Origin of the sequence: Sphingomonas melonis DAPP-PG 224 (assembly GCF_000379045.1) — a bacterium.
In the GTDB taxonomy this organism is placed as follows: Bacteria; Pseudomonadota; Alphaproteobacteria; order Sphingomonadales; family Sphingomonadaceae; genus Sphingomonas; species Sphingomonas aquatilis.
In genome coordinates, this window is the sequence record NZ_KB900605.1 from 1,240,717 (window position 1) to 1,267,153 (window position 26,437).

Annotated in this window: 27 protein-coding genes; 17 read left to right on the top strand and 10 right to left on the bottom strand. The window is 67.5% G+C overall.

Annotated elements, in window-relative coordinates; translation table 11 throughout:
• The 3 genes from SPHME3_RS0106185 to SPHME3_RS0106195 all read right to left on the bottom strand — a co-directional run bounded on the left by SPHME3_RS0106185 (position 1) and on the right by SPHME3_RS0106195 (position 3,796).
• A complete protein-coding gene (locus SPHME3_RS0106185; protein ID WP_020493474.1) occupies positions 1-1,761 on the bottom strand; it encodes a histidine kinase famiy protein in 1,761 nt (586 codons plus the stop codon).
• Between the two features lie 66 nt (positions 1,762-1,827).
• Positions 1,828-2,571: a hypothetical protein gene (locus tag SPHME3_RS0106190; protein WP_017980093.1), complete on the bottom strand. Its 744-nt coding sequence runs from the start codon at positions 2,569-2,571 to the stop codon at positions 1,828-1,830.
• A gap of 7 nt (positions 2,572-2,578) precedes the next feature.
• Positions 2,579-3,796 carry a toxic anion resistance protein gene (locus tag SPHME3_RS0106195; protein ID WP_018250617.1) on the bottom strand — a complete coding sequence of 406 codons (1,218 nt, stop codon included), beginning with the start codon at positions 3,794-3,796 and terminating at the stop codon, positions 2,579-2,581.
• A 550-nt stretch (positions 3,797-4,346) separates the two neighbouring features.
• On the opposite strand from SPHME3_RS0106195, the gene SPHME3_RS0106200 reads away from it, so the two are divergent.
• Together SPHME3_RS0106200 and typA are read left to right on the top strand one after the other, a co-directional pair.
• A complete protein-coding gene (locus SPHME3_RS0106200; RefSeq protein WP_231292057.1) occupies positions 4,347-5,729 on the top strand; it encodes an outer membrane protein assembly factor BamB family protein in 1,383 nt (460 codons plus the stop codon).
• A 144-nt stretch (positions 5,730-5,873) separates the two neighbouring features.
• The gene (typA, locus tag SPHME3_RS0106205) at positions 5,874-7,715 is read left to right on the top strand and encodes a translational GTPase TypA (protein WP_017980090.1); all 1,842 of its coding nucleotides are present in this window, start codon (positions 5,874-5,876) and stop codon (positions 7,713-7,715) included.
• Positions 7,716-8,194: 479 nt separating this feature from the next.
• Here the strand turns inward: typA and SPHME3_RS0106210 are convergent, their stop codons facing one another.
• Positions 8,195-10,570, bottom strand: coding sequence for a TonB-dependent receptor (locus SPHME3_RS0106210; RefSeq protein ID WP_017980089.1), 2,376 nt, complete (start codon positions 10,568-10,570; stop codon positions 8,195-8,197).
• 252 nt (positions 10,571-10,822) lie between these two features.
• Here SPHME3_RS0106210 and SPHME3_RS0106215 point away from each other — a divergent pair, with 252 nt between their 5' ends.
• Both SPHME3_RS0106215 and SPHME3_RS0106220 read left to right on the top strand, forming a co-directional pair.
• On the top strand, positions 10,823-11,188 hold the full coding sequence (locus tag SPHME3_RS0106215; RefSeq protein WP_017980088.1) for a hypothetical protein: 366 nt from the start codon (positions 10,823-10,825) through the stop codon (positions 11,186-11,188).
• Positions 11,189-11,281: 93 nt separating this feature from the next.
• A complete protein-coding gene (locus tag SPHME3_RS0106220) occupies positions 11,282-11,557 on the top strand; it encodes a DUF3297 family protein (RefSeq protein WP_017980087.1) in 276 nt (91 codons plus the stop codon).
• Between the two features lie 168 nt (positions 11,558-11,725).
• Here SPHME3_RS0106220 and SPHME3_RS0106225 read toward each other — a convergent pair whose 3' ends face one another.
• The 3 genes from SPHME3_RS0106225 to SPHME3_RS0106235 all read right to left on the bottom strand — a co-directional run bounded on the left by SPHME3_RS0106225 (position 11,726) and on the right by SPHME3_RS0106235 (position 13,395).
• On the bottom strand, positions 11,726-12,076 hold the full coding sequence (locus tag SPHME3_RS0106225; protein WP_017980086.1) for a VOC family protein: 351 nt from the start codon (positions 12,074-12,076) through the stop codon (positions 11,726-11,728).
• A gap of 26 nt (positions 12,077-12,102) precedes the next feature.
• Complete coding sequence (locus SPHME3_RS0106230) at positions 12,103-12,789, bottom strand: hypothetical protein (RefSeq protein ID WP_017980085.1); 687 nt, start codon at positions 12,787-12,789, stop codon at positions 12,103-12,105.
• 264 nt (positions 12,790-13,053) lie between these two features.
• Positions 13,054-13,395: an ArsR/SmtB family transcription factor gene (locus SPHME3_RS0106235; RefSeq protein WP_017980084.1), complete on the bottom strand. Its 342-nt coding sequence runs from the start codon at positions 13,393-13,395 to the stop codon at positions 13,054-13,056.
• A gap of 319 nt (positions 13,396-13,714) precedes the next feature.
• Here SPHME3_RS0106235 and SPHME3_RS0106240 point away from each other — a divergent pair, with 319 nt between their 5' ends.
• A complete protein-coding gene (locus tag SPHME3_RS0106240) occupies positions 13,715-14,806 on the top strand; it encodes an esterase-like activity of phytase family protein (protein WP_017980083.1) in 1,092 nt (363 codons plus the stop codon).
• 18 nt (positions 14,807-14,824) lie between these two features.
• Here the strand turns inward: SPHME3_RS0106240 and SPHME3_RS0106245 are convergent, their stop codons facing one another.
• Positions 14,825-16,672, bottom strand: a complete 1,848-nt coding sequence (locus SPHME3_RS0106245) for an ABC-F family ATP-binding cassette domain-containing protein (RefSeq protein WP_017980082.1) — start codon at positions 16,670-16,672, stop codon at positions 14,825-14,827.
• A 184-nt stretch (positions 16,673-16,856) separates the two neighbouring features.
• Positions 16,857-17,420, bottom strand: a complete 564-nt coding sequence (locus SPHME3_RS0106250) for a helix-turn-helix domain-containing protein (protein WP_018250619.1) — start codon at positions 17,418-17,420, stop codon at positions 16,857-16,859.
• Between the two features lie 93 nt (positions 17,421-17,513).
• Between SPHME3_RS0106250 and SPHME3_RS0106255 the strand changes: the two genes are divergently transcribed.
• The 4 genes from SPHME3_RS0106255 (at position 17,514) to SPHME3_RS0106270 (ending at position 19,685) form a co-directional block, all read left to right on the top strand.
• Positions 17,514-17,945: a DUF6456 domain-containing protein gene (locus SPHME3_RS0106255; RefSeq protein ID WP_018250620.1), complete on the top strand. Its 432-nt coding sequence runs from the start codon at positions 17,514-17,516 to the stop codon at positions 17,943-17,945.
• Between the two features lie 106 nt (positions 17,946-18,051).
• Complete coding sequence (gene dapF / locus SPHME3_RS0106260) at positions 18,052-19,005, top strand: diaminopimelate epimerase (RefSeq protein ID WP_017980079.1); 954 nt, start codon at positions 18,052-18,054, stop codon at positions 19,003-19,005.
• Between the two features lie 83 nt (positions 19,006-19,088).
• Complete coding sequence (locus tag SPHME3_RS0106265) at positions 19,089-19,274, top strand: hypothetical protein (RefSeq protein WP_017980078.1); 186 nt, start codon at positions 19,089-19,091, stop codon at positions 19,272-19,274.
• A gap of 93 nt (positions 19,275-19,367) precedes the next feature.
• Complete coding sequence (locus tag SPHME3_RS0106270; RefSeq protein ID WP_017980077.1) at positions 19,368-19,685, top strand: hypothetical protein; 318 nt, start codon at positions 19,368-19,370, stop codon at positions 19,683-19,685.
• A 9-nt stretch (positions 19,686-19,694) separates the two neighbouring features.
• Here SPHME3_RS0106270 and SPHME3_RS0106275 read toward each other — a convergent pair whose 3' ends face one another.
• Positions 19,695-20,402 carry a PAS domain-containing protein gene (locus SPHME3_RS0106275; protein ID WP_017980076.1) on the bottom strand — a complete coding sequence of 236 codons (708 nt, stop codon included), beginning with the start codon at positions 20,400-20,402 and terminating at the stop codon, positions 19,695-19,697.
• Between the two features lie 271 nt (positions 20,403-20,673).
• On the opposite strand from SPHME3_RS0106275, the gene SPHME3_RS0106280 reads away from it, so the two are divergent.
• The 8 genes from SPHME3_RS0106280 (at position 20,674) to gp17 (ending at position 26,433) form a co-directional block, all read left to right on the top strand.
• Entirely contained in the window at positions 20,674-21,165 is a 492-nt protein-coding gene (locus SPHME3_RS0106280) for a hypothetical protein (protein WP_017980075.1), read from the top strand.
• Positions 21,162-22,487, top strand: a complete 1,326-nt coding sequence (locus tag SPHME3_RS0106285) for a DNA-packaging protein (RefSeq protein ID WP_018250621.1) — start codon at positions 21,162-21,164, stop codon at positions 22,485-22,487. The genes SPHME3_RS0106280 and SPHME3_RS0106285 overlap by 4 nt, the downstream gene beginning before the upstream one ends.
• A gap of 168 nt (positions 22,488-22,655) precedes the next feature.
• Positions 22,656-23,771 (top strand): phage portal protein, encoded by a 1,116-nt coding sequence (locus SPHME3_RS0106290; RefSeq protein ID WP_017980073.1) that lies wholly within the window; start codon positions 22,656-22,658, stop codon positions 23,769-23,771.
• Entirely contained in the window at positions 23,768-24,088 is a 321-nt protein-coding gene (locus SPHME3_RS0106295; RefSeq protein WP_017980072.1) for a DUF6127 family protein, read from the top strand. Before SPHME3_RS0106290 ends, SPHME3_RS0106295 begins: the two co-directional genes overlap by 4 nt.
• Complete coding sequence (locus SPHME3_RS0106300; RefSeq protein WP_017980071.1) at positions 24,085-24,447, top strand: HK97 family phage prohead protease; 363 nt, start codon at positions 24,085-24,087, stop codon at positions 24,445-24,447. Before SPHME3_RS0106295 ends, SPHME3_RS0106300 begins: the two co-directional genes overlap by 4 nt.
• 54 nt (positions 24,448-24,501) lie before the next feature.
• On the top strand, positions 24,502-25,503 hold the full coding sequence (locus tag SPHME3_RS0106305; protein WP_017980070.1) for a phage major capsid protein: 1,002 nt from the start codon (positions 24,502-24,504) through the stop codon (positions 25,501-25,503).
• 73 nt (positions 25,504-25,576) lie between these two features.
• On the top strand, positions 25,577-26,056 hold the full coding sequence (locus SPHME3_RS0106310) for a head-tail connector protein (RefSeq protein ID WP_018250622.1): 480 nt from the start codon (positions 25,577-25,579) through the stop codon (positions 26,054-26,056).
• Entirely contained in the window at positions 26,053-26,433 is a 381-nt protein-coding gene (gene gp17, locus SPHME3_RS0106315) for a tail completion protein gp17 (RefSeq protein WP_017980068.1), read from the top strand. The genes SPHME3_RS0106310 and gp17 overlap by 4 nt, the downstream gene beginning before the upstream one ends.
• The last annotated feature ends 4 nt before the right edge of the window (positions 26,434-26,437 follow it).

Genomic DNA, 26,437 nt, shown 5'->3' on the forward strand with positions numbered 1-26,437 from the left:
TCAGGCCTGTGCCGCCCCGAAGTCCGATGGCGTCCGCCGCGGACCGCCGCTGCCGCGCCGGTTGAGTGCCTGGCGGACGCGATCGAGCAGTTCGGTACGGCGATAGGGCTTGCTGAGCACGTCGGTGGCGCGCTTACGCGGGCCATTAACGACCAGTTCCTCGTTATAGCCTGTGGTCAGCAGCACCGAGACGCTGGGATCGCGCTCCATCACCGCATCGGCGAGCATCAGGCCATTCATGCCGCCCGGCATCACCAAGTCGGTGAACAGCAGGTCGATATGATTGTCGGGATGGACCTTTTCGAAGGTCTTGAGGCCCTGTTCGCCGCTGATCGCGGTAGTGACGCGATAACCAGCGCTCGTCAGGATCTCGCTCGCGACGGCCAGCACTTCGTCATTGTCCTCGACGATCAGCACATGTTCGACATAGCCACGCGGCTGCGCCGGCGCCGCGTTTAGCGCGTCGACGCTGGCATCGGACGTGCCCGCCTCTTCGGAGGGGCGCGCGACGGGGAAGATCATCATGACGCTGGTGCCGCGACCGTCTTCGCTCTCGATGTCGAGGCGCCCGCCGGACTGGCGCAGGAACCCGCTGGCCATGGCGAGGCCTAGCCCCGTGCCCTGACCGACGCCCTTGGTCGTGAAGAACGGTTCGACCGCGCGCTCCAGCACCTCGGGCGGCATGCCCGTGCCTTCGTCCTTCACCTCGAGCACGACATAGTCGCCGGGCGCCAGTTCGCGTGCGGTTTCGGGGGTGAGCGACAGGCGACGCGTCCCGATCGTCACCTCGCCGCCATTGGGCATGGCGTCGCGGGCGTTGTTGACGATGTTGAGCAGCGCCATTTCGAGCTGATCGGGATCGACCACGACATGCGGCAGCCCGCGGCGCAGGCTGAGGTGCAGGTCGACGTATTTCGACACCGAGCTTTCGATCACCTCGCTGAACTCGGTGACGAGGTGGCTGAGATCGATCGCACGCGGTTCGAGCCGCGTCTTGCGGGCGAAGGCGAGCAGCTGGCGGGTGAGCTTGGCGCCGCGTTCGGCGGCCGACTGCGCCGCGGCGACGTAGCGCTTGGCCTTGTCGCTGTCGGTGACGGCGGACAGCAGGTCGAGGTTGCCGTTCACCACCTGCAACAGATTATTGAAATCGTGCGCGAGGCCGGCGGTGAGCTGGCCGATCGATTCCATCTTCTGCGCCTGGCGATAGCTTTGTTCGACATTGCGGCGGCGCGTGACGTCGAGCTGGCTGGCGAAGAAATAGAGGAGGTTGCCCTCGACGTCGTAAACCGGGCCGATGAACACCGCGTTCCAGAACGGCGAGCCGTCGCGGCGGTAGTTGAGCAGTTCGAGCGCGATCGACTGGCGGGCCTCGATCGCCTCGCGCAGTTCGGCGACGGCGCCGCGATCGGTCTGCGACCCTTGCAGGAAGCGGCAGTTACGGCCCAACACCTCGGCTTCCTCATACCCCGTCAGGTCGAGGAACGCCTTGTTGGCGAAGGCAATCGGATTGTCGTCCTGATTGGGATCGGTCAGGATCATCGGCATCCGCGTCATCTCGATCGCGGCGAAGAAGACGTTGCCGCGATCGTCGAGGCCGGGGCGCGTGATCGTGCTTTCGCGCCAGTGATGCAGACCCGGGCGGCCGATCGGGTCGTCGTGACCGCTGTCGATCGTGCCGGCGGAGGGGACCCCGGTCGCCTGTCCGGTCAATGGCGCGTCGGACGCGGTGCGTTCAGTGGGGTGCTGGGAGTCATCAGCCATGGATTCGGGCATGGCCCAGTCGGCCCCAACAGGCAAGTCGCGACCGTGACTGGTTTATTCCAGCAATCATGGTCGATCGCCACCCTCGTCGCGATATTTGATCTCCAGATAGCGACCGCGCGTCGACAGGCTGTCGAGGTCGCTCTGGGCCAGCCGGGCGGTCATGTCGGCGATTTCCTGCTCGATCAGCTTGAGGCCGGCGACGAGTTCGGCGTCGGGCGTGCGGCCGTTGCGCTCGACGCGGCGCAGCGGTTCGGGAACGCGCGCGTAATCGGTGACGAAGGCGGGCAGCTGTTCGCCGATCAGGCGGCGGACCTCATAGGCCTCTTCCTCGCGGCCATCGAGCCGGCCGAGCTGCGGCGACAGCGTTTCGAGGCGGACGCCGATCTGGTCGACCAGCCCGCGTGCCGGCGCAGGCAGCATCGGGCGCTGCGCATCGAGCCAGCGTTCGGTCTTGGCGGGCAACGTCTTGATGTCGGTTTCGCGCAGCACCTTTTCGCTCGGCGCTCGGGCGGCCGGCGCGATGGCGATCGCGATCGTCACCGCCGCCATCAGCAGCAGCACGGCCAGCCCGCCGAACAGCCCAAGCGGCACGACCATCCCCGCCACCGCCGCGGCGATCAGAATGATCGCGTTGACGGCGCAGATGATCGCGAAGCGCGTGCCGACACCCACCGCCTTGCGCTTCAGCCGCTTGCCGTGCGCGCGATACACGGTGCCGAGCTTTTCGGCGACCGGCCCGCGATAGTCCTCGCTGATCCGGGCCATCGTCGCGCGGGCGCGGGCGATCTGTTCGTCGACCTCGGTCATGCCAGTCTCACAGCGACTCCAGGCGATAGCTGTCGGTCGATGGACCCTTCAGCGCCCCCTGCGCGGCGCCCTCCGCCCGCGCGATATAGCCCTTCGACTTCTCCACCTCGCTGCCGAGCGCGGTGACGGTGGTCTTCATCGAATCGAGCGCCTTGATCTTGAACGTGTCGATCGCGTCCATCGTGTCGTAGATGTTCTGGAAGGCGCGTTGCAGCGTTTCGAGCGGGATGGTCGAGGCGGCGGCCTGTTCGTGGATCGCGGCGGTGTTGCTACGCAGCAGCTTGCCGGTCGAATCGATGATGTTGGCGGTCGTCGTGTTGAGCTGGGTGATCGATTCCAGCACCAGTTTCTGGTTGGTCAGCGCCTGCGCCACCGTCACCGCGGTGCGCAGCGCCGAGACGGTCGTGGTGCTGGCGCGATCGACGCCCTTCACCAGCTCGACGTTGTTCTTCTTGACGAGGTCGAGCGCGAGATAGCCCTGCACCGTCACTGCCATCTGCGTCAGCAGGTCCTGCGTGCGCTGGCGCGTGTAGAACAGCGCGGTTTCGCGGATCGCCTTCGCCTTGGCGGGGTCGGTGTGGTCGAGGTCGGCAGCCGTCTCCTCCAGCTTGGCGTCCATCGACTTGCTGAGGTGGATCATCTGTTCGAGGCGCCCCATCGCGCCCCACAGATTGGCGCGCTCGGTATCGATCGCGGCATTGTCCATCAGCAGCTCGTCCTTGCCGGACGCAAGGTTCTTCAGGATCGCGCTGATGTGCGTCTGCGACGACTGATAGCTTTCGAAATAGTCGCGCATCTTCGACCCGAAGGGGATGATGCCGAAAATCTTCTTGGGGCCGCTGAGCGCGCCCTTGCGGCCGGGATCGAGGTCTTCGATCACGCGGCGTAGCTGGGCGAGATCGGCGCCGACGCCGCTCTCCTTGTCCATCGCGCGGATCGGGCGATCGAGGAAGCGGTTCGACTGGCCCGCCGCCTCGCGAATTTCCTTCGCGCCCATCGCGGTGATGGCATCGACGCGCTTGCCGAATTCGGGGCTGTTGACGTCCTCGGCGACGAGATCGCGGACGAAAGTGTCGACGCGGGTTTCGAGCTGCGTCTTCTTGGCGTCGTCGATCGGCACGAGCCCGGCGGCGCGCTCCGCCTGCACGGTCGGCACGGGATCGGGCGGGGTCAGCACCAGCCCCGGTTGCGTAGGTGCGCTCAAGGTATCGGCGCTCGTCGCCATCATCGTCCTCCAGCGGGCATCGGCCCGTTGCCCCGCAATGTGCCGGTTGCAGGGGCGGGGTTCAAGTGTGTCATTGGAATAATACGCTTGTGCTCGATGCCGGGGGTGATTCGGATCGCGGAAGTGGACGAAGTGGACGGTACGTTACGTCCGGAAACGCCACCTGTGCTGCGCCTGCCGACGGAAGGCAGGGCGAGGGTGGGCGTGGCCATGGCGGCGGTATAGCGGATTGGGGGCGTGTAGGACAGCGGGGTTGCGATACGGTGGGAGGTTGGCGTCCACTTGGTCGTCGGTGACGATCGAAGAATATGGCGGCCATGCGCCCCTTTGGAACGATCGCGCCCGATCCGGCGGCTCACCCCCGTTGAAGGCCCAAGGGAGGACTTTAGCATTATTATCAACAACGAGCCGATAAATATTGCAAGCGCGCGCGAGCGAAAAGCTCTCGATAGTAAAATCGTCGACCGACGTTGTCGAATGCTTGTCGATCCATTTTCGGCTGGTAATGTTGCGAAGACCCTTCACTCGAATGGTCATTATCGGGGGATATATGAAATATTCGAAATTGGGGTTGCTTCCCCTGCTCGCTTTGGTGACCGCATGCGGCGGTAGCGATGGATCAAGCGCGGGTGGGGCGGTGAGCGTTACACCGGCTCCCTCGCCAGCCCCTACGCCGGCGCCCACCCCGACGCCGACACCCGCTCCTACGCCCACGCCCACTCCAGCGCCGACTCCAACCCCGACGCCGACATCGGCAACGCTGCCGATCTCCTCCCCCATCCCCAGCGATGGCAATTGGTCGACCCTGCAGGGTGACCCGGGACATACGGGTTATGTTGCCGGGAGCTATACAGCCGCAAAATTCGCCGACGCCTGGACGATTACGACTCCCAAACCTCCTAGCGATGTCGCGGCACGGGCGGGAAGCGTATTCTACAATGTGCTGCAGGCGGACGGCCACATCTACACGCAGGCCGTATCGACCACGAGCGGCGCGTCGCTGTGGGGTTTCGATCTTGGCGGAAACAATGTTTACCCAAATACGATGCCATTCGGTCCAGCCTACGCGAATGGTCGCGTAATATCGATGGCGCCGAATAACACATCATCTGCCGCACCGTTTCAGGTGATCAATGCTTCGAACGGTGGGTACGTCAGTACGGTAACGTACGATGCACAATTCAGTAACGGTAGCGTCGTAACGCCCGTTGGAGATGAATTGTTTTTCACATCAGGGTATTATGGCAACGTCGTGTTCGCCGCGAACGCCGCCACGGGAGACAAAATCTGGCGTAACTTGGACAGTACGCAGTATGGCGGCTATGTCATGCAGGGGGAGAGTGTCGCCGTCGATCAAAAATACGTCTACTTTTTCCGCGTTGGGTCGCTTTCGATCCTAGGTCGGGATGGAAATCTTCTGCAAAGCATTCAAAACCCGTTCTTTTCGCAAAATTACATAAGTTACTTCGGGGAATATGACGGCGCTCCGATGCTGGACGGTAATGGCCACGTATTTACCTATGCAGACAATTATATGTTCGGTAAATCGTTGCCGCTTATCGGTTTCGCCCTCAATGCCGCCAAGCCAATGTGGCGTACCAGTTATAGCTATACTGGACAGCCTGCAGTCCGGGGTGGCAAAATCTATGCCGTCCGGTCCTCCAGCACGATGGTCGACGTGATCGATGTGCTCACCGGCTTGGTCACGAGCTCGATCAACGTGGGCGGCAGCGGTAACCTGACCAGCAATGTGGTCGTCACCGACAGCCATCTGTTCGTCGCGAATGCGGCAACGACGTTTGCCGTGGATCTGAACGGCGGTAATCCAGCGCCAACCTGGACAACGGCATTCGGCGGCAACCTGGCCATCACGCCGGATGGATATCTGATCATTTCCACCAAGACGGGTCTGCACGCGGTGAAGCTCAAATAGGTTTCGGCTCGTACGGCGGCGGCGGGGGCGCGCGCGATGATAGGCGCAAGGATCATTCCGTCATCCATCCCCGCCGCCGCCCCTTCCCGCGACGCAACATTTCGGCTATGGGCGCCCGCGATACCCTATAGATCAGGAATTCCCATGAGCCTCCGCAACGTGGCGATCATCGCGCACGTCGATCACGGCAAGACGACGCTGGTCGATCAGCTCTTCCGCCAGTCCGGCACCTTCCGCGACAACCAGCGTGTCGAAGAGCGCGCGATGGATTCGAACGACCTCGAAAAGGAGCGCGGGATCACCATTCTCGCCAAGCCGACCTCGGTCGACTGGGCGCCTCCGGGTGGCGGCGAGACCGTGCGCATCAACATCGTCGACACGCCGGGCCACGCCGACTTCGGTGGTGAGGTCGAACGTATTCTTTCCATGGTCGACGGCGTCGTGCTGCTGGTGGACTCGTCGGAAGGCGCGATGCCGCAGACGAAGTTCGTGACCGGCAAGGCGCTGGCGCTGGGCCTGAAGCCGATCGTCGTCGTCAACAAGGTAGACCGCCCCGACGCGCGCATCCAAGAGGTGCTGGACGAGGTGTTCGACCTGTTCGTGTCGCTCGACGCGAATGACGAGCAGCTGGACTTCCCGGTTCTCTACGCTAGCGGCCGCAACGGCTATGCCTCGACCGACATGGACGCGCGCGAAGGCACGCTGATCCCGATGTTCGAGACGATCGTCAACCACGTGCCGCCGCCCAACCTCGACAAGGACGCGCCGTTCACCTTCCTGGTGACGCTGCTCGACCGCGACAATTTCCTGGGCCGCATCCTGACGGGTCGCGTCAATTCGGGCACGGTGAAGACCAACCAGGCGATCCACGCGCTCGACGCCGACGGCAACATCATCGAGACGGGCCGCGCGTCGAAGATCCTGTCGTTCCGCGGGCTCGATCGCGTGCCGGTGGACGAAGCGAGCGCGGGCGACATCATCAGCCTCGCCGGCCTGACCGTCGCGACGGTCGCCAACACGATCGCCGACACGACCGTCAGCGAGCCGCTGCACGCGCAGCCGATCGATCCGCCGACGCTGTCGATGCGCTTTGCGGTGAACGATTCGCCGATGGCGGGTCGCGAGGGCAGCAAGGTGACGAGCCGCATGATCCGCGACCGCCTGTTCCGCGAGGCGGAATCGAACGTCGCGGTGAAGGTGACCGAAGCCGCCGATCGCGACAGCTTCGAAGTCGCCGGCCGCGGCGAGCTTCAACTGGGTGTGCTGATCGAGACGATGCGCCGCGAAGGCTTCGAGCTGGGCATCAGCCGCCCGCGCGTGCTGTTCGGTGAGGACGAGGACGGCAAGAAGACCGAGCCGTACGAAACCGTCATCATCGACGTGGACGAGGAGCATTCGGGCACCGTCGTCGAGAAGATGAACCTGCGGAAGGCCGAGCTGACCGACATGCGTCCGTCGACCGGCGGCAAGACGCGCATCACCTTCTCGGCGCCCAGCCGCGGCATGATCGGCTACCACGGCGAGTTCCTGTCGGACACGCGCGGCACCGGCATCATGAACCGGCTGTTCGAGCGTTATGGCCCGCACAAGGGCCAGATCGAAGGCCGCAAGAACGGCGTGCTGATCTCGAACGGGGCTGGTGAAGCGAACAGCTATGCGCTGGGTCCGCTCGAGGACCGCGGCATTCTGTTCGTCGGCCATGGCGAGGCGCTGTACGAGGGTATGATCATCGGCGAGAACGCCAAGACGGATGACCTGGAGGTCAATCCGATGAAGGCGAAGCAGCTGACGAACTTCCGCGCATCGGGCGGCAAGGACGATGCGATCCGCCTGACCCCGCCGAAGAAGATGACGCTGGAACAGGCGATTGCGTACATCGACGACGACGAAATGGTCGAAGTGACGCCGAAGTCGATCCGCCTGCGCAAGCGCCACCTGGATCCGCACGAGCGCAAGAAGGCGTCGCGCGCCAAGATGGCGGCGTAACGCTTTCGGGTTTGAGTTTGAGAAGGGGGCGTCCGAGCGATCGGACGCCCTCTTTTTTTGTGTGCGGTGGGGCGGGCGGACCGGTGATCCTGCCCGATCCGTCACCCCGGGCTTGACCCGGGGTCCCGCTTTTAGGCGCGGCGGAGAAGAAGAAGCGGGACCCCGGGTCAAGCCCGGGGTGACGGGGAGGGGGCCAGAATCGGCGACGTGCCGCCTCATGCCGTCGGTGGCGATCGCTTGTCGGGCGTGGGCGCTCGCCGATGGGGCGGGTGGAAGGTGTCCCGACCTTCGTCACCCCCGGACGCGTTCCGGGGTTCGGTCCGCGGCGAGGGGCGTTTTGCGCCTCTTGCCGCCCCCTGGCGGCCCGGTGGACCCCGGAACGAGTCCGGGGTGACGGTGTGATTGGGGCGACGACGGGGCGCAAAAAAAGGGGCGGCGCCTTGTGGTGCCGCCCCTGCTTTTAGGTCAGGTCAAATTGCTTACCGGAACCGGCCGCTGACCGAGACGCCGATGATGCGCGGTTCGTTGAACACCGCGGCCATATAGTTTTCGATCACGCCCTTCAGGTTCTTTTCGTTGGTGATGTTGCGCGCGAAGGCGGCGATTTCGTAATTGTCGTCCGGCGTGGTGTAGCCGATCTTCAGGCCGCCTTCGAAATTGCCCTTCGAATAGAATTCCGCGGTCTTGTAGAGCACGAAGTTCGTATAACCCTGAATGTTCCAGTCGGTCGCGGCGAACAGCTTGCCGCCGTTCGACAGCGGCACGTCGTAGCGCGCGGTGGCGTCGAGGTTCCAGCGCGGGGCGTTGGGCAGCGGGTTGCCGTCGACCGCCGCGAAGGTGTTGGCGCCGACCTTGATCGTCGGATTCTGCACGGTGCAGACGACCACGCCATTGAGGATGCAGACCTGCGCATAGACCCGCTTGTCGCGGATCTTCGAGGCCAATGCGCTGGCGCCGAGGGTCAACGTCAGGTTCGGGATCGGGCGGAATTCGCTGTCGATCTCGACGCCATAGGCGCGGGCCTTGTCGGCGTTGAACAGCACGCCGTTGCCGTTCACGTCATTGCCGTTCAGCTGGATGTCGTTGACGACATAGGTGAACAGCGACGAATTGACGCGCAGGCGGCCATCGAGGAACAGGCCCTTCGACCCGACTTCCCACGAAGTGATCGTTTCGCTGTTCGCGGTGGTGAACGGCGAGTTGAACACCGCCGAGCGGCCCTGGATCGTCGGACCGCGGAAGCCGCGCGCGACGCGGGCGTAGACGCTGTTCTGGCCGTCGATCGCGTAGAGCGCCGAGAGGTCCCAGCTCGGCTCCTTGCCCTCGAGGCGCACCGACGTCGGCGCGGTCGCGGGGAACAGGCTGGCGGTGCCCGCGGCGTTGAAGACCGGCTTTACGAGCGCGGTCTTCTTGAGGTCCTCGGTATAGCGCGCGCCGCCGGTGATGGTGAAGTCCGGCGTCACCTTGAAGCTCGCCTGACCGAAGGCCGCCCAACTGGTGTTGACGTCGCGCAGGCGCACCCAGTTGTTGGGATTGCGCGTGTTTCCAAGGGCATCCGGGCCGGTCAGGAAGTAGGAGCGTTGGTAGAACTCGGTGGTGTCCTTCTGGTTGAAGTAGAATCCACCGATTTGCCAGGTGAAACGCTGGCCTGCGGCCGACGCGAGGCGGACTTCCTGCGTGTACTGGCCGAGCGCGCGGATGTTACCCTGGCTCTGCCCGTAGCCGTTGGGACGGCCGTTGAACGGATAGTTCACCGCCGCACCGCCATCGGTATCGCCGCGGCTGTAGCCCGAGGTCGTCTCGTAGGCGCTGATCGAGGTGAGCGTGACCGGCCCGAAGTCATAGGCGGCGTTCACCGACGTGCCGTAGGTGTCGTAATCCTGCGGGTTGTCGTTGCCCTCGTCGAGCGCGATGCGGTCGCGCGGTTCGGCCGAAACCGAGTTGGAGCCCTTCTTCAGCGCCGCGCGATGGAAGATCGTCGAGGTGCCGTGATAGCCGCGCGCATGGCCCGAGACGTTGACCGAGAAAGCGTCGGTCGGCGTCAGCAGGACCTGGAGGCGCACGTCCTTTTCGGTGAAGCCGCCCATCGCATTCTTCTGCGGCGTGCGCGTGCTGTCGGCGCTGTAGCCGGCGAAGGTGTTGTCGACCCAGTCGTTGCGATGCTGCATCAGGCCCGACAGACGGACGGCGACCTTATCAGCCACGATCGGGCCGCCGACGCCGGCGTCATAGGTGAAGGTGCCGAGGCTGCCGGCCGACGCCGACACGCGACCCTGCCAGGTTTGTGAAGGTTTGATCGTGTCGAACTTAATGATACCGGCGGTCGTGTTGCGACCGAACAAGGAACCCTGCGGTCCGCGCAAGACTTCGACTTGCTGAACGTCGAACACGGGATTGGACTTCAGGACGACATGCTCCAGAACAACATCGTCCTGGATGATGGAGACTGGCTGGCTGGCGCCCAGATAAAAGTCTATGTTACCCAAACCGCGGATGTAGAAGCGCGGGAAGATGCGGCCGGTGGTGGTTTCGGCATAGAGGCCGGGGACGCGGCCCGACAGCGCGAGAATGTCTTCGCCGCCCGACTGGAGATTGCGCAGTTCCGGCCCGCCGACGACGGCGACCGAGATCGGCACGCGCTGCAAGTTTTCGGCCCGGCGTTCGGCGGTGACGACGATGTCGCCGAGATCGCCGGTGTCGGCCTGCGGCGCGGCATCGGCCGGGGCGGGAACGGGCGCAGGCGCCGTCTGGGCGAGGGCGGGCGCGGCGAGGCCGGCGGCGCCGAGCAGCAGCATGGTCTTGAACAGGTGAGACGTCACGAAATTCCCCTTTATGGTCTGGCGCGAGGGGACCATGTTCGCATGGCAGGCGCGCGGGTGATCCCGTTCGCGAATGCCCGTCGTATCGGATGGCGCCCCCTGCGGCTGTCGCGCGACTAAGCGCGGATTGTGTCGTCTTCGTGAACATATGTGTCCGGGCGGACGGTAAACCCCGGATGAACGCCGCATTCCGGCTCGGTTCAGCCCGAATCACCTAGAGCACTGGCAACACGCTCGGACCGTTGTGCGTTTGGCCCAACCCGGACGTCGTCAGTGAGGAGGTTCGTCATGAACGGGTTTTTGAAGAAGGCAGGATTGGGTGTGGCGCTCGCCGCCACCGCGCTGACCGCCGCGGCGCCGGCCGATGCGCAGCGCTGGGGCGGCTATCGTCATTATAATCGTGGTGGCGGAGATGCCGTTGCCGGTGCGCTGCTGGGCGGTGTGCTGGGCCTGGGCATCGGTGCGGCGATCGCGAGCAGCAACCGCCCGCGCTATTACGATCGCGGCTATTATTATGATGCGCCGCCGCCCCCGCCGCGCGTCGTGTATGAAGACCGCTATTATGCGCCGCCTCCGCCCCCGCCGAGGGTCGTGGTGCGCGAGCGCTACTATAACTACAATTATCCGTCCTACGGATATGGCTACGGCTACTGATAGCAGCGTTTTCGTCGGGAAGGCGGCGTGGGCAGCGATGCCCGCGCCGCTTTTTCGTGGCGGGCGCGCGCCATTGGCGTTAAGCGCGCGCGGATGACCGATACGCCCCCCGATCGCCTGTCGACCGACCCGTCGAGCCCGTATTTCGACCAGCCCGCGCTGGAGCGCGGCATCGGTATCCGCTTCAAGGGCAAGCAGCGCCACGACGTCGAGGAATATGACCGCGCCGCCGGCTGGATCCGCGTCGCGCTGGGCAAGAAGGTCGACCGCCACGGCCGCCCGCTGACGATCAAGCTGACCGGCGAGGTGGAGGCGTGGTTCGAACGCCCCGCGCCGGGCGGCGAGGCTGAGGATAGCGCCGAGGGCTAAGCCCCCGATCGCGACTGGCAGACCGTGAGGGCGTGGCGGGCAACCGGTGCGCCCTTTTTGCTGGGCGATGGGCGATGCGTGTGACGGTGTGAAGGATGGCTGCTGTGCCCAAGCGTCATCCGCACGCTGGGATGACGTTTGGGGCGGGCGGATCGACGCGCCGCCGCGTCAGCCCAAGACGCGGCCGATGCGGACGAGGACGCCGGTGGGGTCGCTGACCGCGAATTCGTAGGTGCCCCAGGGGGTGGCGTGGGGCGTGTCGGGCAGGATGATGAGCTCGCGCACCCGGTCGGCGATCGCGTCGACGTCGTCGACATAGAGGTAAAGGCCGAAGGGATTGTCCTCGACGTTTGCCGGCCAGCCGGGCGCGTTGCGCAGGTGAAGGTGCCAGCCGCGGCCGTCCTCCAGAATGCGATATTCGCCCCAGTCGGACGCGAGGGTGAAGCCCAGCCGGGCGTAGAAGGCGGTGCTGGCGGCGAGGTCGCTGCTCGGCACGATGGCGACGACATGGTGGGACATCGGGATCGGCCTCCTGCGGGGACGGCTTATCGCTTCGGCAGGTGCCGCAGGATCGCCGGCATCTCCGCATCGATGACCGGGCGGGGATCGCCGTCGCCGTAGCGCACGCTACTGCGATAGCGGAGCAGCTGTCGATAGGGGTGCGCGCCGGTGCCGGGCGTGCTGACGGTGATCCAATAGGCGAAGGGAGCGGTGCGGGTCGGCTCTGCGACGATCATGTCGCCGGCGAGTGGGCCGGCGTCGATGTAGCGCACCTCCTGATTGTTGTTGCGGCCGGTCTGGTGCGTGAAGACGGGGGTGAAGCGGTCGGCGGTCCGGTCGTAGGCGAACAGCGCGGTGGCGATGCGCTGGTCGCCGTTGGCGCCGTGCAGGCTGCCGACGCGGAGCAGCAGCAGCGGGGCATGGTCGCGAGGGTGGACGATGCGTGCGGCGAGCAGGTCGTGCGGCTCGGCATAGGCATCGGTGCCGCTGGCTGGCGTGAGCAGGCGCGCGACATCGGGCTGGCAGGTGCCACCGGGATGACCGAGGCACAGGTGGACCGGGCCGGGGACGGTGCCGTCGCCGAGGATCGGATCGGGGATGGCAGGTCCCTGCGTCGCGGCGAGGCGCCACGGGGTGCGGGTGGCGAAGGGGCGGGTGAGGTCGATCGTGGCCGGCAGCGGCGGCGCGGCGGGGCCGGAGGCGGCGACCAGGAGCAGGGCGAGCAGCGGCATAAGCATGCATCCTTCGCGGGCGAGGCGCCGGCAATCTGCGCGGTACAATCTTGCGCGTTGCTGAACGTCGTTGGTGAGCGGCGCGCGTGATGGCGGGGGTGGCTGTGGTTCGCTTGGGCGGCGCGCTGGCGGTGGCGATAGGGGCAGCCTTGCCCGCAGTAGCAAAGTCGGCGAGGGGTGGGCGGGTCAGATCATGCTCGAGTACCCGTTAACCATATTGGCCCCGCCTGTCAGTGACACGCGCCGCAAAAGGGTTGCGCGCAATTACCGATCTGGTACGTTGGGCTCCGTCGGTGGGGCCATGGCATCCCATCGGCCGGCGATCGCGTCCAGATATTGGCGTGCGACGTCGAGCGTTCCTGGTACATAGCGATAGTGGGTTTCGCGCCCCGCGCTGGTCCGGGTGACGAGGCCCGCCTGTTCGAGCAGGTGCAAATGTTTGGTGACGGCCTGGCGGGTCATGCCTGCATGCGTTGCCAGCCGGGCGATCGGCCGGGCGACGCCGCTGCGTAGGGTCACGAGCAGCAGCAGCCGCGTGGGATCGCCGAGAATGGCGAACAGCCGCGCGGCCTGCACGGGCTTGGCGACGGACGGCGGAATGGACATCGGCAACCTCCCGGTTGCCCAGGCAACCGTCAGGATGCCGACAGGGCAACCAAACGGTTGCGACGCTGGCAACCCTGTGGTTGCTTATGATCGACGTACGGTGGATAGGCAACGCCATCGTTGCCATCGATATGTGGCGCAGGTCCTTGGCCGCAGTGATGACCGCGTTGGGGCGCATGGCCGGTCGACGCGGGGACGGTCTGCCTCGGGGGCGGAGCCAGGCGCCGGTGGACGCAAAACCGTCAAAATGCGGCGGCATGATTGGCCCGGGACGTCGGGTGCGATGGCCCGTGTAAATGGACGAGCGTCGGAGACAGACATGAACCGGGCAGGGCGGGCCGTGATGGCGATGGTGGCGGGCGCGCTGATGCTGTCAGCCGGGCCGGCCGTCGCCGGCGAGCCGGGCCTGGAACTGATCGGCACGACGCAAATTCCGTTCGACAGCCGGTTCGAGGGGATCACGATCGGCGGACTGTCGGGGCTCGACCGGCTGCGCGGCGACCAGTATCTCGCTATATCGGACGACAAGGGCGATGGCCGCCCGCCGCGCTTCTATCAGCTATCGATCGGGCTCGATCCGGCGCATCGCGCGATGACGGTGCGGGTCGAGCGCCAGACACCGCTGCGCGACGCGCGGGGGGCGCGCTTCCCGATGGACCGCGCGGTCGTCGATCCCGAAGGCATCCGGCATCTGGCGAACGGGCACATCCTGTGGTCGTCCGAGGGCACGTGGAGCGAGGACCCCGCGCTGCGGGTGCAGCCGGCGATCTCCGAAAGCAACGCGGCGGGCCGTGTGCTGCGGCAGTACCATGTGCCGTCGGCCTATCTGTACGCGGACAATCGCACGCGCGGGGCGGCATCGAACGGCGTGCTGGAGGGACTGGCGGTCGCGCCCAAGGGCGGCGTGTTCGCGATCAACGAGGTGCCGGCGTATGAGGACGGGTCGGCGAATGGGCCCGCGCTCCATCGCCTGACGCGCTTCGATCCGCGGACCGGGCGGCCGCTGCGCCAATATGTCTATGACGTGCCGGATGCGCGCTACAGTGTGTCGGAATTGCTGGCGATCGACGACCGGCGCTTCCTGTCGATCGAGCGCGTCGCGCCGTTCGACATGCGGCAGGGCGTGCGCGCGCGGATCGTGCTGTCGCGGATCGCCGACGATACGACCGACGTGCTGTCGTGCCCGGCGCTGCCGCGCTGCGCCGCGGTACCGATGACGCGTGAGGTGCTGCTCGACCTGCCCGGCCGGTATGATCGCGTGCTGATCGACAATCTGGAAGGGATGGCGTGGGGCCCGCGCCTGCCGGACGGGCGGCGCACGCTGATCCTGGTGGCGGACGACAATTTCAATTCGGAGGAGACGACGCAGTTCCTCGCCTTCGCCTGGCCGGGGGCGGACCCGCTGCGGTAGCGGGTCCGTCGGCGGCGGTTACGCCGCCTCGAGCGCCTCGGTCGCTTCCAGCCATTGCGCTTCGAGCGCGTCGATGCGGTCCTGCGCGTCGGCGCGGCGCTTCATCAGGTCGCCCATGGCGAGCTTGGCGAAGCGCGGTTCGGCGGTCTTGGGATCGAACATGGCGCGATCGAGCGCGTTGCGTTCGGTGGTGAGCTTGGCGATTTCCGCCTCCGCGTCGCGGATCGCCTTGCGGCGCGCCTTGTCGGCGTCGCGGTCGATCGGCTTGGCCTTGTCCTTCTTGGCCTTCTTGTCTTCGGGCGCCTTGTCGCCGGCGAGGACGAAGGCAATGTAATCGTCGAGGCTGCCGTCGAATTCCTTCGCGGTGCCGCCGTCGACCAGCACGAGGCGGTCGGCGGTCATTTCCAGCATGTGGCGATCGTGGCTGACCAGCACGACCGCGCCCGAATAGGCGTTGAGCGCCTGGATCAGCGCCTCGCGCGCGTCGACGTCGAGGTGGTTGGTCGGTTCGTCGAGGATCAGCATGTGCGGCGCGTCGCGGGTAATGAGCGCCAAGGCGAGGCGCGCCTTTTCGCCGCCCGACATCTTGCCGACCTTGCCCACCGCCTTGTCGCCCGAAAAGCCGAACCGGCCGAGCTGCGCACGCACCGCCGCCGGGCTGGCGCCGCGCATGATGCGGGTCATGTGCTCGAGCGGCGTGTCGTCGGCGTCGAGTTCCTCGACCTGATACTGGGTGAAATAGCCGACCTTCATCTTGCCGGTCGCGTTCATCTCGCCGTCCATCGGCGTCAGCTGCGCGGCGAGCAGGCGGGCGAGCGTGGTCTTGCCGTTGCCGTTGCGGCCCAGGAGCGCGACGCGATCGTCGGGGTCGAGGCGCATGTTGAGGCGCTTGAGGATCGGCGTGTCGGCATAGCCGACGCTCGCCATGTCGAGCGTGATGAGCGGGGGCCTGAGCTCGCTGGGATCGGGGAAGTCGAACGACAAAGTCGGATCGTTGGCGAGTTCGGCGATCGGCTGCATCTTCGCCAGCATCTTCTGCCGGCTCTGCGCCTGTTTGGCGGTGGAGGCGCGGGCGGAGTTGCGCGCGACATAATCCTGGAGCTTGGCGCGCTGCGCGTCCTGGTTCGCCTTGGCGGCGGCGAGCTGCGCCATGCGCTCGGCGCGCTGGCGTTCGAAACTGTCGTAGCCGCCGGCGTAGAGCGTGATCTTGCCGTTCTGCAGGTGCAGGATGTGGTCGACGACGTTGTTGAGGAAGTCGCGTTCGTGGCTGACGACGACGATCGTCGCCTTGTAGTTCACGAGGAAATCCTCGAGCCACATCACCGCTTCGAGATCGAGGTGGTTCGACGGTTCGTCGAGGAGCAGCAGGTCGGGCTGCGAGAACAGGAGCGCGGCGAGCGCGACGCGCATCTTCCAGCCGCCCGAGAAGCTGTCGAGCGGGCGCTGCTGCATCTCTTCGTCGAAGCCGAGGCCGAGCAGGATCTGCGCGGCGCGCATCGGGGCGGTATAGGCGTCGATCGCGATCAGCCGCTCGTAGACGTCGCCGAGCCGGTCGGGGTCTTCGCACGTCTCCGATTCGATCATCAGCGCGGCGCGCTCGACGTCGGCGGCGAGGACGGTGTCGAACGGCGTGGCGGTGCCCGAGGGGGCTTCCTGCGCGATATAGCCGAGGCGCGCGCCCTTGGGCATGTCGGCGCTGCCGTCGTCGGGCTCCAGCATGCCGGCGATGACGCGGACCAGCGTCGACTTGCCGGCGCCGTTGCGACCGATCAGGCCGACGCGGCTGCCGGGCGGCAGCGCCGCGGATGCGCCGTCGAGGATCGTGCGGCCGCCGAGGCGCACGGTGATGCCGTTGAGGTTGAGCATGGGCGAGGGCCATAGCAGATGTTGCGTTGCAGCTAAAGCGGGCGGGAAGGCGGGGTGTTCATGCGAAGACGCGAAGACGCGACGAGGGTGGGCTTGGCGCCGCCGGTGTGCCCAAGGCGGGGTGAGCAGTGAGCGTGCCTGCGGCGCGCGCCCTTTGCGACTTCGCTGCTTTGCGTGAACCCTATTACAACGAGCGGATCAGGCGGACGGCCTGCGCGATCCAGGGGGGCGAGGGGATCGAGACCGGGCGGGCGCCCGGGGTGGGCGGCAGGACGAGCAACGCTTCGCCATCGATGCCGATCAGCCGCGCAAAGAGGAAGCGGCCGGCGGGCTCGGGGAGCAGGATGTCGCGGTTGAGCGCCTGGGCGAAGCCGTCGGGTGCGCGCAGGTCGCACCAGATTTCGTCGCCGGCGCGATAATCGCCGACGCTTCCCGTCACTGATATGGCGATGCCGCCGTTGCTCGGCTGCGGTGCGGGAAGCGTCATTTCGCGGCGGGGGACGTGGGTGCCGTCGCTGTCGAGCGTCGCCGCGACCGGCAGCGCGGTGCGTTCGGGCAAGGTCACCAGATCGGCGGGCGCGACCTCCAATGCGGCGGCGATGCGGTTCAGCCAATCGACCGAAACCGTCCGCGTCCCCGTTTCCAGACGGCCGATCGTCTGGGCGGTTGTTGGAGGGACGCACCGCTGCGCGACCTCTTCGAGGGTCAGTCCCTTGGCCCTACGTACTTGACGGATCGCGGTAATCATGGCGGCTCTCTAACCAGTGTGGTTATTTCGCTGTCCTACAACGTGCGCGATATGGCAAGCCCCCGCGACTCGGAAAGCGAAGGAGCGCGGGATATGCGGGAGCTGGCGGAGCGGACGATCGGCGATGCGCGGCGGGTGCGGGTGAACGTCGCGGAATCACCTTTGGGGTGGCTGAAGGCGCGCGGGATGGTGGATGCGCGGCAGTTCGAGGCGGGCGAGCGACTGCGCGGCGATTACGAAACGGCGGCGCTGGGACCGCGGGTGACGATGCGGTGGTCGCCACGCGTCGACGGCGGGGCGGGCGAAGGCCTCGACCCGACGACCGCGCAGATCGCGGCGAAGCGGCGGTTCGATGCGGCGCTCGACGCGGCGGGCAAGGGCCTGTCCGATATCGCATGGCGGACGATCTGTGCGGGCGAGGCGCTGCCGGTGGCGGAAAAGGCGCTGGGCTGGCCGGTGCGATCGGGGCGGCTGGTGCTGACGCTGGCGCTGGATCGGCTGGCCGATCACTACCGACTGGCCTGACGGCCTGCCGGCTGGCGGATCATTACCGGCTGGCCTGACGGCGCGCGCGGGTGTAGGGCGCGCGCCAAGCAGAACATAAGTGGCACGGATACGTGCCGATGACGGGATGGGTGCAGTGCGGTTCGACTTCGTGAAATGCCATGGGTCCGGCAACGATTTTCCGTTGATCGACGCGCGTGCGCTGTCGCTGGGCGATGCGGACTGGGCGGCGGTGGCGCGGGCGCTGGCCGACCGGCGCGGGCCGGTGGGCGGTGACGGGCTGCTGCTGCTGGGGCAAGGCGCTGGCGACGCTGCGTTTTCGATGCGCATGTTCAATTCGGATGGCAGCGAGGCGGAGACGTGCCTGAACGGCTTGCGCTGCGTGGCGCGGGCGGGGTTCGAGGCGCTGGGCATCGATGCCGCCGATGTGTCGCTGAAGACGTCGACCGCCTATGTCGAGCGCGATGCCGATGTGGCGCCGGGTGTCTATACGGTGCGCGAGACCGCGGGGCCGGCGGGGCTGGATGCGGCGGCATGGCCGCTGACCGGCGCGGATGCGCGGATCGTCGAGGCGGTGGTGCCGCCGTTGGCAAGCGACCGCTTGTTCACCGCGGTATCGATGCCCAACCCGCATCTGGTGACGTTCGTGGATGCGGTGGACGAGGCGGAGCTGGTCGCCGTAGGCGAGCGGTGCGAAGCGGCACCCGCGTGGTTGCCCAATCGCGCCAACGTATCGTTCGTCGAAGTGCGCGGTGGCGATCTGTTCGTGCGGACGTTCGAGCGCGGTGTCGGCCTGACCGACAGCTGCGGCAGCGCGATGGCGGCGTCGAGCTTCGCCGCCTGCCTGACCGGGCGGCTGGCCTATGGCGCCCCGATCACCGTATTCAACAAGGGCGGGCTGGTGCGCGCGGTCGTCGCCGAGGACGCGATGGTCAGCCTGTCGGGCAATGCGACCTGGGAATGGCGGGGATCGGTCGACATCGACCTCATGACGGAGCAGGCGGGGAGCTTGCGCGTTGAGGGTCATGCCGATGCGGAGATCGCCGCCTGGGCGCAGTTAGCCGACGCCGCGAGCCGCTGACCCGTCCCAGTCCTGATCCAGTTGAAGGCGAGGTCCGCCCTTTTGGGCGCATCCTCCTGTACCGCTTAGAGAAAAGTATCACGATGCGTGACGATTCGAACTATTTCTACGACCGGGCCGAAACCGAGCTCGAACTGGCGCAGCGCGCCACCCATCCGCTGGCGGTGCGCGCGCACTATATCATCGCCAACCATTATCTGGACCGCTGCTACGGCAGCCCGGCGGAGGATGCCGCCGCGGCGCCCGCCGACGAGGGCGACGCCGCCTGATCCTCGCGGCGAACCGGCAGGGGCGGTGCGTGGCGTGACACGGACCGGGTGAACCCTCGCGATTCCCATGCGTTGCAGGGGAGCGAGGTAGGAATGGCGGACGAGGCGCAAGACCCGACGCCCGGTGGGCATGGTCCGGGCGATACGGAAGTATGGACGGGCACGCCGGCCGATGACGGCCCGGAGGGTAAGTTATACCCGGTGGCGGTCGCGTTGCGCGCAACCTTCGATGCCGACAATCATGCGACGCTGAGCCGCGACGTCACCGGGCTGATGCTCGATCTGTCGCGCGTGCCGTTCGAACCGCACGAATTCGAACCTCTGCTGCGGCCGCTGGCGCCCCCGCCGCCGGCCGGATGGCTGGCGCGGGCGCGGCTCGCCTTGCGCCGGTTGCGCGAGGCGCGGGGTTGAGCGTGCCGCTCAGGCGGGAACGCGCATGCCTTTCAATTCCGATCCGAGCGAGCTGAACAGCGCCTCGATCTGCGACAGCGCGAGCGGCGACAGGCGGATGGGCGTCTGAGGGCCGAGCGCGCCCGGCGCCTCCATTTCGGCGAAACCCGCGTCGATCAGCGCCAGGATCCAGCGGTTGGCGAGCGCCTGTGACGTGCTGATACGCTTGGCGAGTTCCGCGGCCGTGACCGAGCTCGCCTCCGCCTCTGCCAGATAGGCGATCAGCAGGATCTCGCAGGCGGGATTGCCGGCCAGCGCCGGGCCGAACGCGCGCTTGCTGCCACTGACCGCCTGCAGGAACATCCGCGCCATCCGCCAATAGCTATGGACCGATTCGGTTTCGGCATGGCGGCAGAGCAGGCGGGCGCTGAGGACGAGCACGGCGGCGTCACCCTGGCCCAGCCGCGAGACGGAGACGTTGATCCAGACGACGCCGCCATCGGCCTGCATGCAGCGCAGCGTGCCGCGATGCGTCTTCTGGCCGGAATCGTGCCATGCGGTCTGCAGGAACGCGTCCGCGATCAGCCGTTCGGTCGGATGGGCGAATTCGCTCGCCGGACGTCCGATCACCGCATCGCGCCCGATGCCGACGAGCGCTTCATAGCCGTCGTCGATATCGACGATGTCCCTGCGGCGGTTGATCAGCGCATGGCCGATATGTCCTGATCGATACGGCATGGCGTACGATAGCGGCCTTTCGTGGCAAAATGAAACCCGTTGTCCGACTATTGTACCTTAGTAGCATATCTTGTGCCCGGCCGTGGCGATCAGGCGGTAGGATGGGCGAATATAACCTATATGGTACAAAAAGGTTGACATCGTCACGCTCATTCGGTACATAACGGGAACGCTGAAGAATTCCGAGTCGGGCCGGGGTGGCGGGGATCAAGTCCCGTTACGCTCGGCCGCTTGCGTTTCGGGGCCGGGGCGAATGAGGGGGAGATGGGGCATGGACAGCGGCGAAACGACCGAGGTCATGGTGGTGCGCCTGCCGGTGCGGGGTAGGCGGGTGCGATGGACCATCGCCCTGGAGGGCCTGTTCCTCGATCATCTCGCAGCGACGGGCGATATCCAAGCCGCAGCCCGCACGATCAATCTGCATCCGTCGCAGGTCTATTATCGGCTGCGCACCAACGCCCGCTTTGGCGAGGGGTGGGCGGCCGCGATCGAGGCGGGGTATCAGTCGGTCGAGATCAGCATGATCGGACAAATCCTGTCGTCCGACCCCGACGTCGGCGCCGATCAATCGACGAAGGGCCGGCCGTTCGATTGGGACAAGGCGCTGCGCCTGATGGCGCAGCGCGCCAGCCGTGCCGCAGGCAAGCCATGGCGTGGCGGCCCGGCCCGGACGGTCGCCACCCGCGAGGAAAGCGACGCGATCATCCTGCGACGCCTGTCGAATATCGCGGCGAAGGCGAAGCGCCTTGGGGAGGGCGCGTGACAGACGGTTCGATCGACTTGATCGCCAGGCTGGCCGCGATGACCCAGGTAGAGCGCGGACAGTTCATCCGGGGATTGCCCCTTGGCGTGCGGCGCGAGCTGTCGGAACGCTGGATCGGCGGGTGGGCGCGGTCGGGGCAGGCGCCGCCGGAGGGGGACTGGCGCATCTGGCTGATCCGCGCCGGGCGCGGCTTCGGCAAGACACGCGCGGGCGCGGAATGGGTGACGACGCTGGCGGCGGACAAGGATGCCGCAATCGCGCTGGTCGGCGCGACCGAGGCGGACGTGCGGCGGGTGATGATCGACGGGCCGAGCGGGCTGCGCGCGGTCGCCAAGACGGGGCGGATCCCGCGCTATACGATCCACAAGGGCGAGGTGCGCTGGCCCAATGGGGCGGTCGCCTATGTCTATTCGGCCGATGCGCCCGAGCAGCTGCGCGGGCCGGAGCATAGCGCGGCGTGGTGCGACGAGCTGGCCAAGTGGCGGCGCGGCGATGCGGCCTGGGACAATCTGATGATGGGCCTCAGGCGCGGCGCTGACCCGCGCGTGCTGGTGACGACGACGCCGCGACCGACGAACCTGATGAAGCGCGTGCTGCGATCGAAGGGGCTGGTCGAGACGCGCGGGACGACGCGCGACAATCCGTTCCTGCCGCAGGTGTTTGTCGATCATATCGAAGAGGCCTATGCCGGCACGGCGCTGGGCCGGCAGGAGCTGGACGGCGAGATGATCGAGGATCTGACCGGCGCCTTGTGGTCGCGCGCGCTGCTCGAAACGTGCCGGGGCGGTGTGCCCGACGATCTGGTGCGCGTCGTGGTCGGCGTCGATCCACCGGCGGGGGGACTGGAGGACGGCGCGACGGGCGATGACTGCGGGATCGTCGCGGTCGGGCTGGACGGCGATGGCGTCGCGCATGTGCTGGACGATGCGAGCGTCTCCGCCGCGTCGCCCGAGGGCTGGGCGCGGGCGGTGGCGGGTTGCGCCGCGCAACATCGCGCCGACCGGGTGGTGGCGGAGGCCAATCAGGGCGGCGCGATGGTGCGATCGGTGCTGATGGCCGCAGACGTGACGCTGCCGCTGACGCTGGTGCGGGCGAGCCGGGGGAAGGTGGCGCGGGCCGAGCCGGTGGCGACGCTCTATGCGCGCGGGCGGGTGCGGCATTGCGGGCGGTTCGTTGCGCTGGAGGACGAGATGTGCGGGCTGGTGGCCGGGGGCGGCTATCAGGGGCCGGGGCGGTCGCCGGATCGTGCGGATGCGCTGGTGTGGGCGGTGAGCGCGCTGATGCTGCGGTCGCAGGGGAAGGCCGGCGTGCGGGGGCTGTAGGGCGGGCCGTTGGCGTTTCCCTTCGTCATCCCGGCGAACGCCGGGATCCATGGACACGCGACGCTGGCGTCGGCGCGTATCCATTAGCCCCGCCGCACCCATGGATCCCGGCGTGCGCCGGGATGACGAAGGGGGGCCTCGTCACCGTGACATTACGGGAGATTCGACATGTGGTTGTTCGGGCGGAAGGGGCTGCGCGAGGGCGCGCGGCCGGCGTTGTCGCGTGGGGGTGCGGGCGTGGCCTTGGGGGAATGGCCGCGCAGCTATGAGGCGCAGGTGCGCGAGGCCTATGCGGGCAATGCGATCGCGCAGCGGGCGGTGAAGCTGGTCGCGGAAAGCGTGGCGGGTGCGCCTGTGGTGGCGAGCGTGCCCGACATGATGGCGTTGCTGGCGGCGCGATCGGGCGGGCAGGTACTGCTGGAGGCGGTGGCGGCGCAGCTGCTGTTGCACGGCAATGCCTATGTCCAGGTGCTGCGTGGTGCGGGCGAGGGGGCCGAGGGACAGGTCGGTGCGCTGTATGCGCTGCGGCCCGAGCGGGTGAGCGTCGAGGTGGACGCGGGCGGCTGGCCGACCGCCTATCGCTATGCGGTGGGCGAGCGGCGGGTGCGGCTGGATGCGGAGGGGCCGCGGCCGGATGTGATCCATATCCGCAGCTTCAATCCGATCGACGATCATTACGGCATGGGGTGCCTGGGTGCTGCCGCCGGGGCGGTCGCGGTCCACAATGCGGCGGGCAAGTGGAACAAGGCGCTGCTCGACAATGCGGCGCGGCCGTCGGGTGCGCTGGTCTACGATCCGGGCGATGGCGCGGCGCTGTCGGCGGAACAGTTCGAGCGGTTGAAGGCGGAGATGGAGGCGGGGTTCGCGGGCGCGACCAACGCCGGGCGGCCGATGCTACTGGAAGGGGGGCTGAAGTGGCAGGCGCTGTCGCTCAGCCCCGCCGACATGGATTTCGTCGGGCTGAAGGCGGCGGCGGCGCGCGAGATCGCGCTGGCGTTCGGGGTGCCGCCGATGCTGCTCGGCCTGCCGGGGGACGCGACCTACGCCAATTATCGCGAGGCGAACCGGGCGCTGTGGCGGCTGACGGTGTTGCCGCTGGCGGGGACGATCCTGACCGCGTTGGCGCAAGGGCTGGGAGGATGGTTCGAGGGGGCGGCGCTGTCGGTCGATCTGGATCACGTGCCGGCGCTGGCGGAGGATCGCGAGCGGCTGTGGCGCAGCGTGTCGGGCGCCGACTTCCTGAGCGTCGAGGAGAAGCGGCAGATGCTGGGAGTGGGGGCATGAGCGGGCCGGCACAGGATACGGGGGTGCTCGCGCAATTGATGGCGCAGGCGGCGCGCGAGGGCGCGGACCTGGCGACGATGCGCGGCATCGCCGAGGAGGCGGGCGAGCTGTCGGCGATGCGTGCGCTAACCCGGCTGGGCCTCAGCAACGAGGCGGCGCGGGGGGACCTGGCCGAACTGCGCGAGCTGCTGGGGGCGTGGCGCGATGCCAAACGATCGGCGTGGAAGGCGGCGGCGGGATGGTGCGTGCGGCTGGCGGGCGCGCTGCTGCTGACGGGGCTGGCAGTGAAGCTGGGGTTCGGCGGGTGGCTGGAGTGAGATTCGCCGGATACGCCGCGGTGTTCGATCGCGTCGATCGGGCAGGGGATGTGGTGCGGGCAGGGGCCTTTGCGGGCGCCGGACCCGTGCCGTTGCTGTGGCAGCATCGTGGGCGCGCGGTGGGGCGGATCGACGTTTTGGCCGAAGACGCGCGCGGGCTGCTGGTCGCGGGGGTGATCGACGATGCGGAGGTTGCGCGGATGGTGAGCTGCCGGGCGCTGGATGGCCTGTCGGTCGGCTATCGCCCCATGGTGGTGCGGCAGGGTGCGCGGCGCGAACTGCTGCGCGTGGCGCTGGCCGAGGTGAGTGTGGTGGCGGTGCCGATGCAGCCGCTCGCACGGATCACGCAGATCGGCTGATCTCGGTCGGCGGGCGGGCACCGCCCTCAGAATGTTTCAACGAGGAGAAGACGTATGGACGTGGTCGAAAGGCCGGCGCTGGATGGCGCGCGCGTGGAGCAGGCGGACGGGGCGTTCGCAGGCTTCGTGCGGACGGGGACGGTGCTGGAGATGAAGGCCTTCACCGGCGTCACCGGCGATGCGGGCGGCTATGCCGTGCCGCGCGAGGTGGACGGCGAGATCGCGCGGGTGCTGAAGGGCATCTCGCCGATCCGCGCGATCGCCAATGTCGTGACGGTGGGGTCGGCAGGCTATCGCAAGCTGATCACCACCGGCGGTACGCCGTCGGGCTGGGCGGCGGAGACGGCGGCGCGGCCGGAGACGGCGAGCCCGGTGTTCGCCGAATTGGTGCCGCCGATGGGCGAGCTGTACGCCAACCCCTCCGCCAGCCAAGCAATGCTGGACGATGCGGCGTTCGACGTCGAGGCGTGGCTGGCGGGCGAGATCGCGACCGAGTTCGCGCGCGCCGAAGGAGCGGCGTTCGTCGGCGGCAATGGCGTCAACCGCCCCAAGGGGTTCCTGACCGCGCCGGTCTCCACCGCCAAGGATACGACACGGGCGCTGGGGACGCTGCAATATCTGCCGTCGGGTGCGGCGGAGGATTTCGGCGCGGCGCCGGACGAGCGGCTGCTCGATCTGGTGCATAGCTTGCGGGCGCCGTACCGCCAGGGCGCGAGCTTCGTCATGAACGCCAACACGCTGGCGCGCATCCGTAAGTTCAAGACCGCGGACGGCATGCCGCTGTGGCAGCCGAGCCTGGCGGCGGGGCAGCCGGCGACGCTGCTCGGCTATCCGGTGGTCGAGGCGGAGGACATGCCCGACATTGCCGCCAATGCGCTGAGCATCGCCTTCGGCAATTTCCAGGCGGGCTATCTGATCGCCGAACGCGGCGAGACGGCGATCCTGCGCGATCCGTACAGCAACAAGCCGTTCGTCAGCTTCTACGCGACCAAGCGCGTCGGCGGCTGCGTCGCGGACAGCGCGGCGATCAAGCTGATGAAGATCGCCACCGCCTGATGGCGTGCGGCCTCCGTCTGGATGGACGGGGGCCGCTTTCTTTTGCGGGGAGAGCGGGATGGGAGCGGCGGCGATGCCGGCCGCGGCGGTCGCGAACGCGGCGGCTGCGACGGCGACCTATTTGCGGATCGGCGAGGCGCCCGATGCGGTGCTGCTGCGCGCGAGCGGCACGGCGCTGGGGCTGGCGGAGGCGTTCTGCGGGCAGATGCTGGTGGCGCGCGACTGCGAGGAGCGGTTGCAACCGCGCGCCGGGTGGCAGCGGCTGGCGGCGATGCCGGTGCGCGGGATCACCGGCGGCAGCGGGCTGGGGATCGATATCGATGCGGGCGGGGTCGGCTGGGTGAGGGTCGACGGCGGCGAGATCGTGGTGCGCTATTCGGCGGGACTCGCGGCGGCGTGGGAGGCGCTGCCCGAGGCGGTGATGCAGGGCGTCGTGCTGCTGGCGGCGCATCTGTTCGAGCGGCGCGACGGCGATGCCATGCCGCCCGCGGCGGTGGCGGCGCTGTGGCGGCCGTATCGGCGGATGCGGCTGGGCGTGGAGGCGCGGCCATGAGCGCCGGCGTGGTGCTGCACGCGGCGGTGCTGGCGCACCTGAAAGCGACGTGCCGCGTGTTCGACGCGCCGACGGCGCGGGCGGCGATGCCGGTCGCGGTGCTGGGCGAGGCGGTGCTGGGCGCCAGCGATGCCACTGGGGTGAGTGGGCGGACCGGCACGATCGCGGTCGACTATGTCGATACGGGCGAAAGCCCGGCGCGGCTGCGCGCGCTGGTCGGCGCGGTCGAGGCGGCGGCGGCGGGGGTGCCGCGAAGCCTGGGCGAAGGGTGGCAGCTCACCGGGCTGCGGCTGACCAGGAGCCGGATCCAGCGCGGCAAGGGCGACCGCTGGGTCGCGTCGAGCGAATTCGCGGTGCGGATGTACCGAATTCAATAACAGG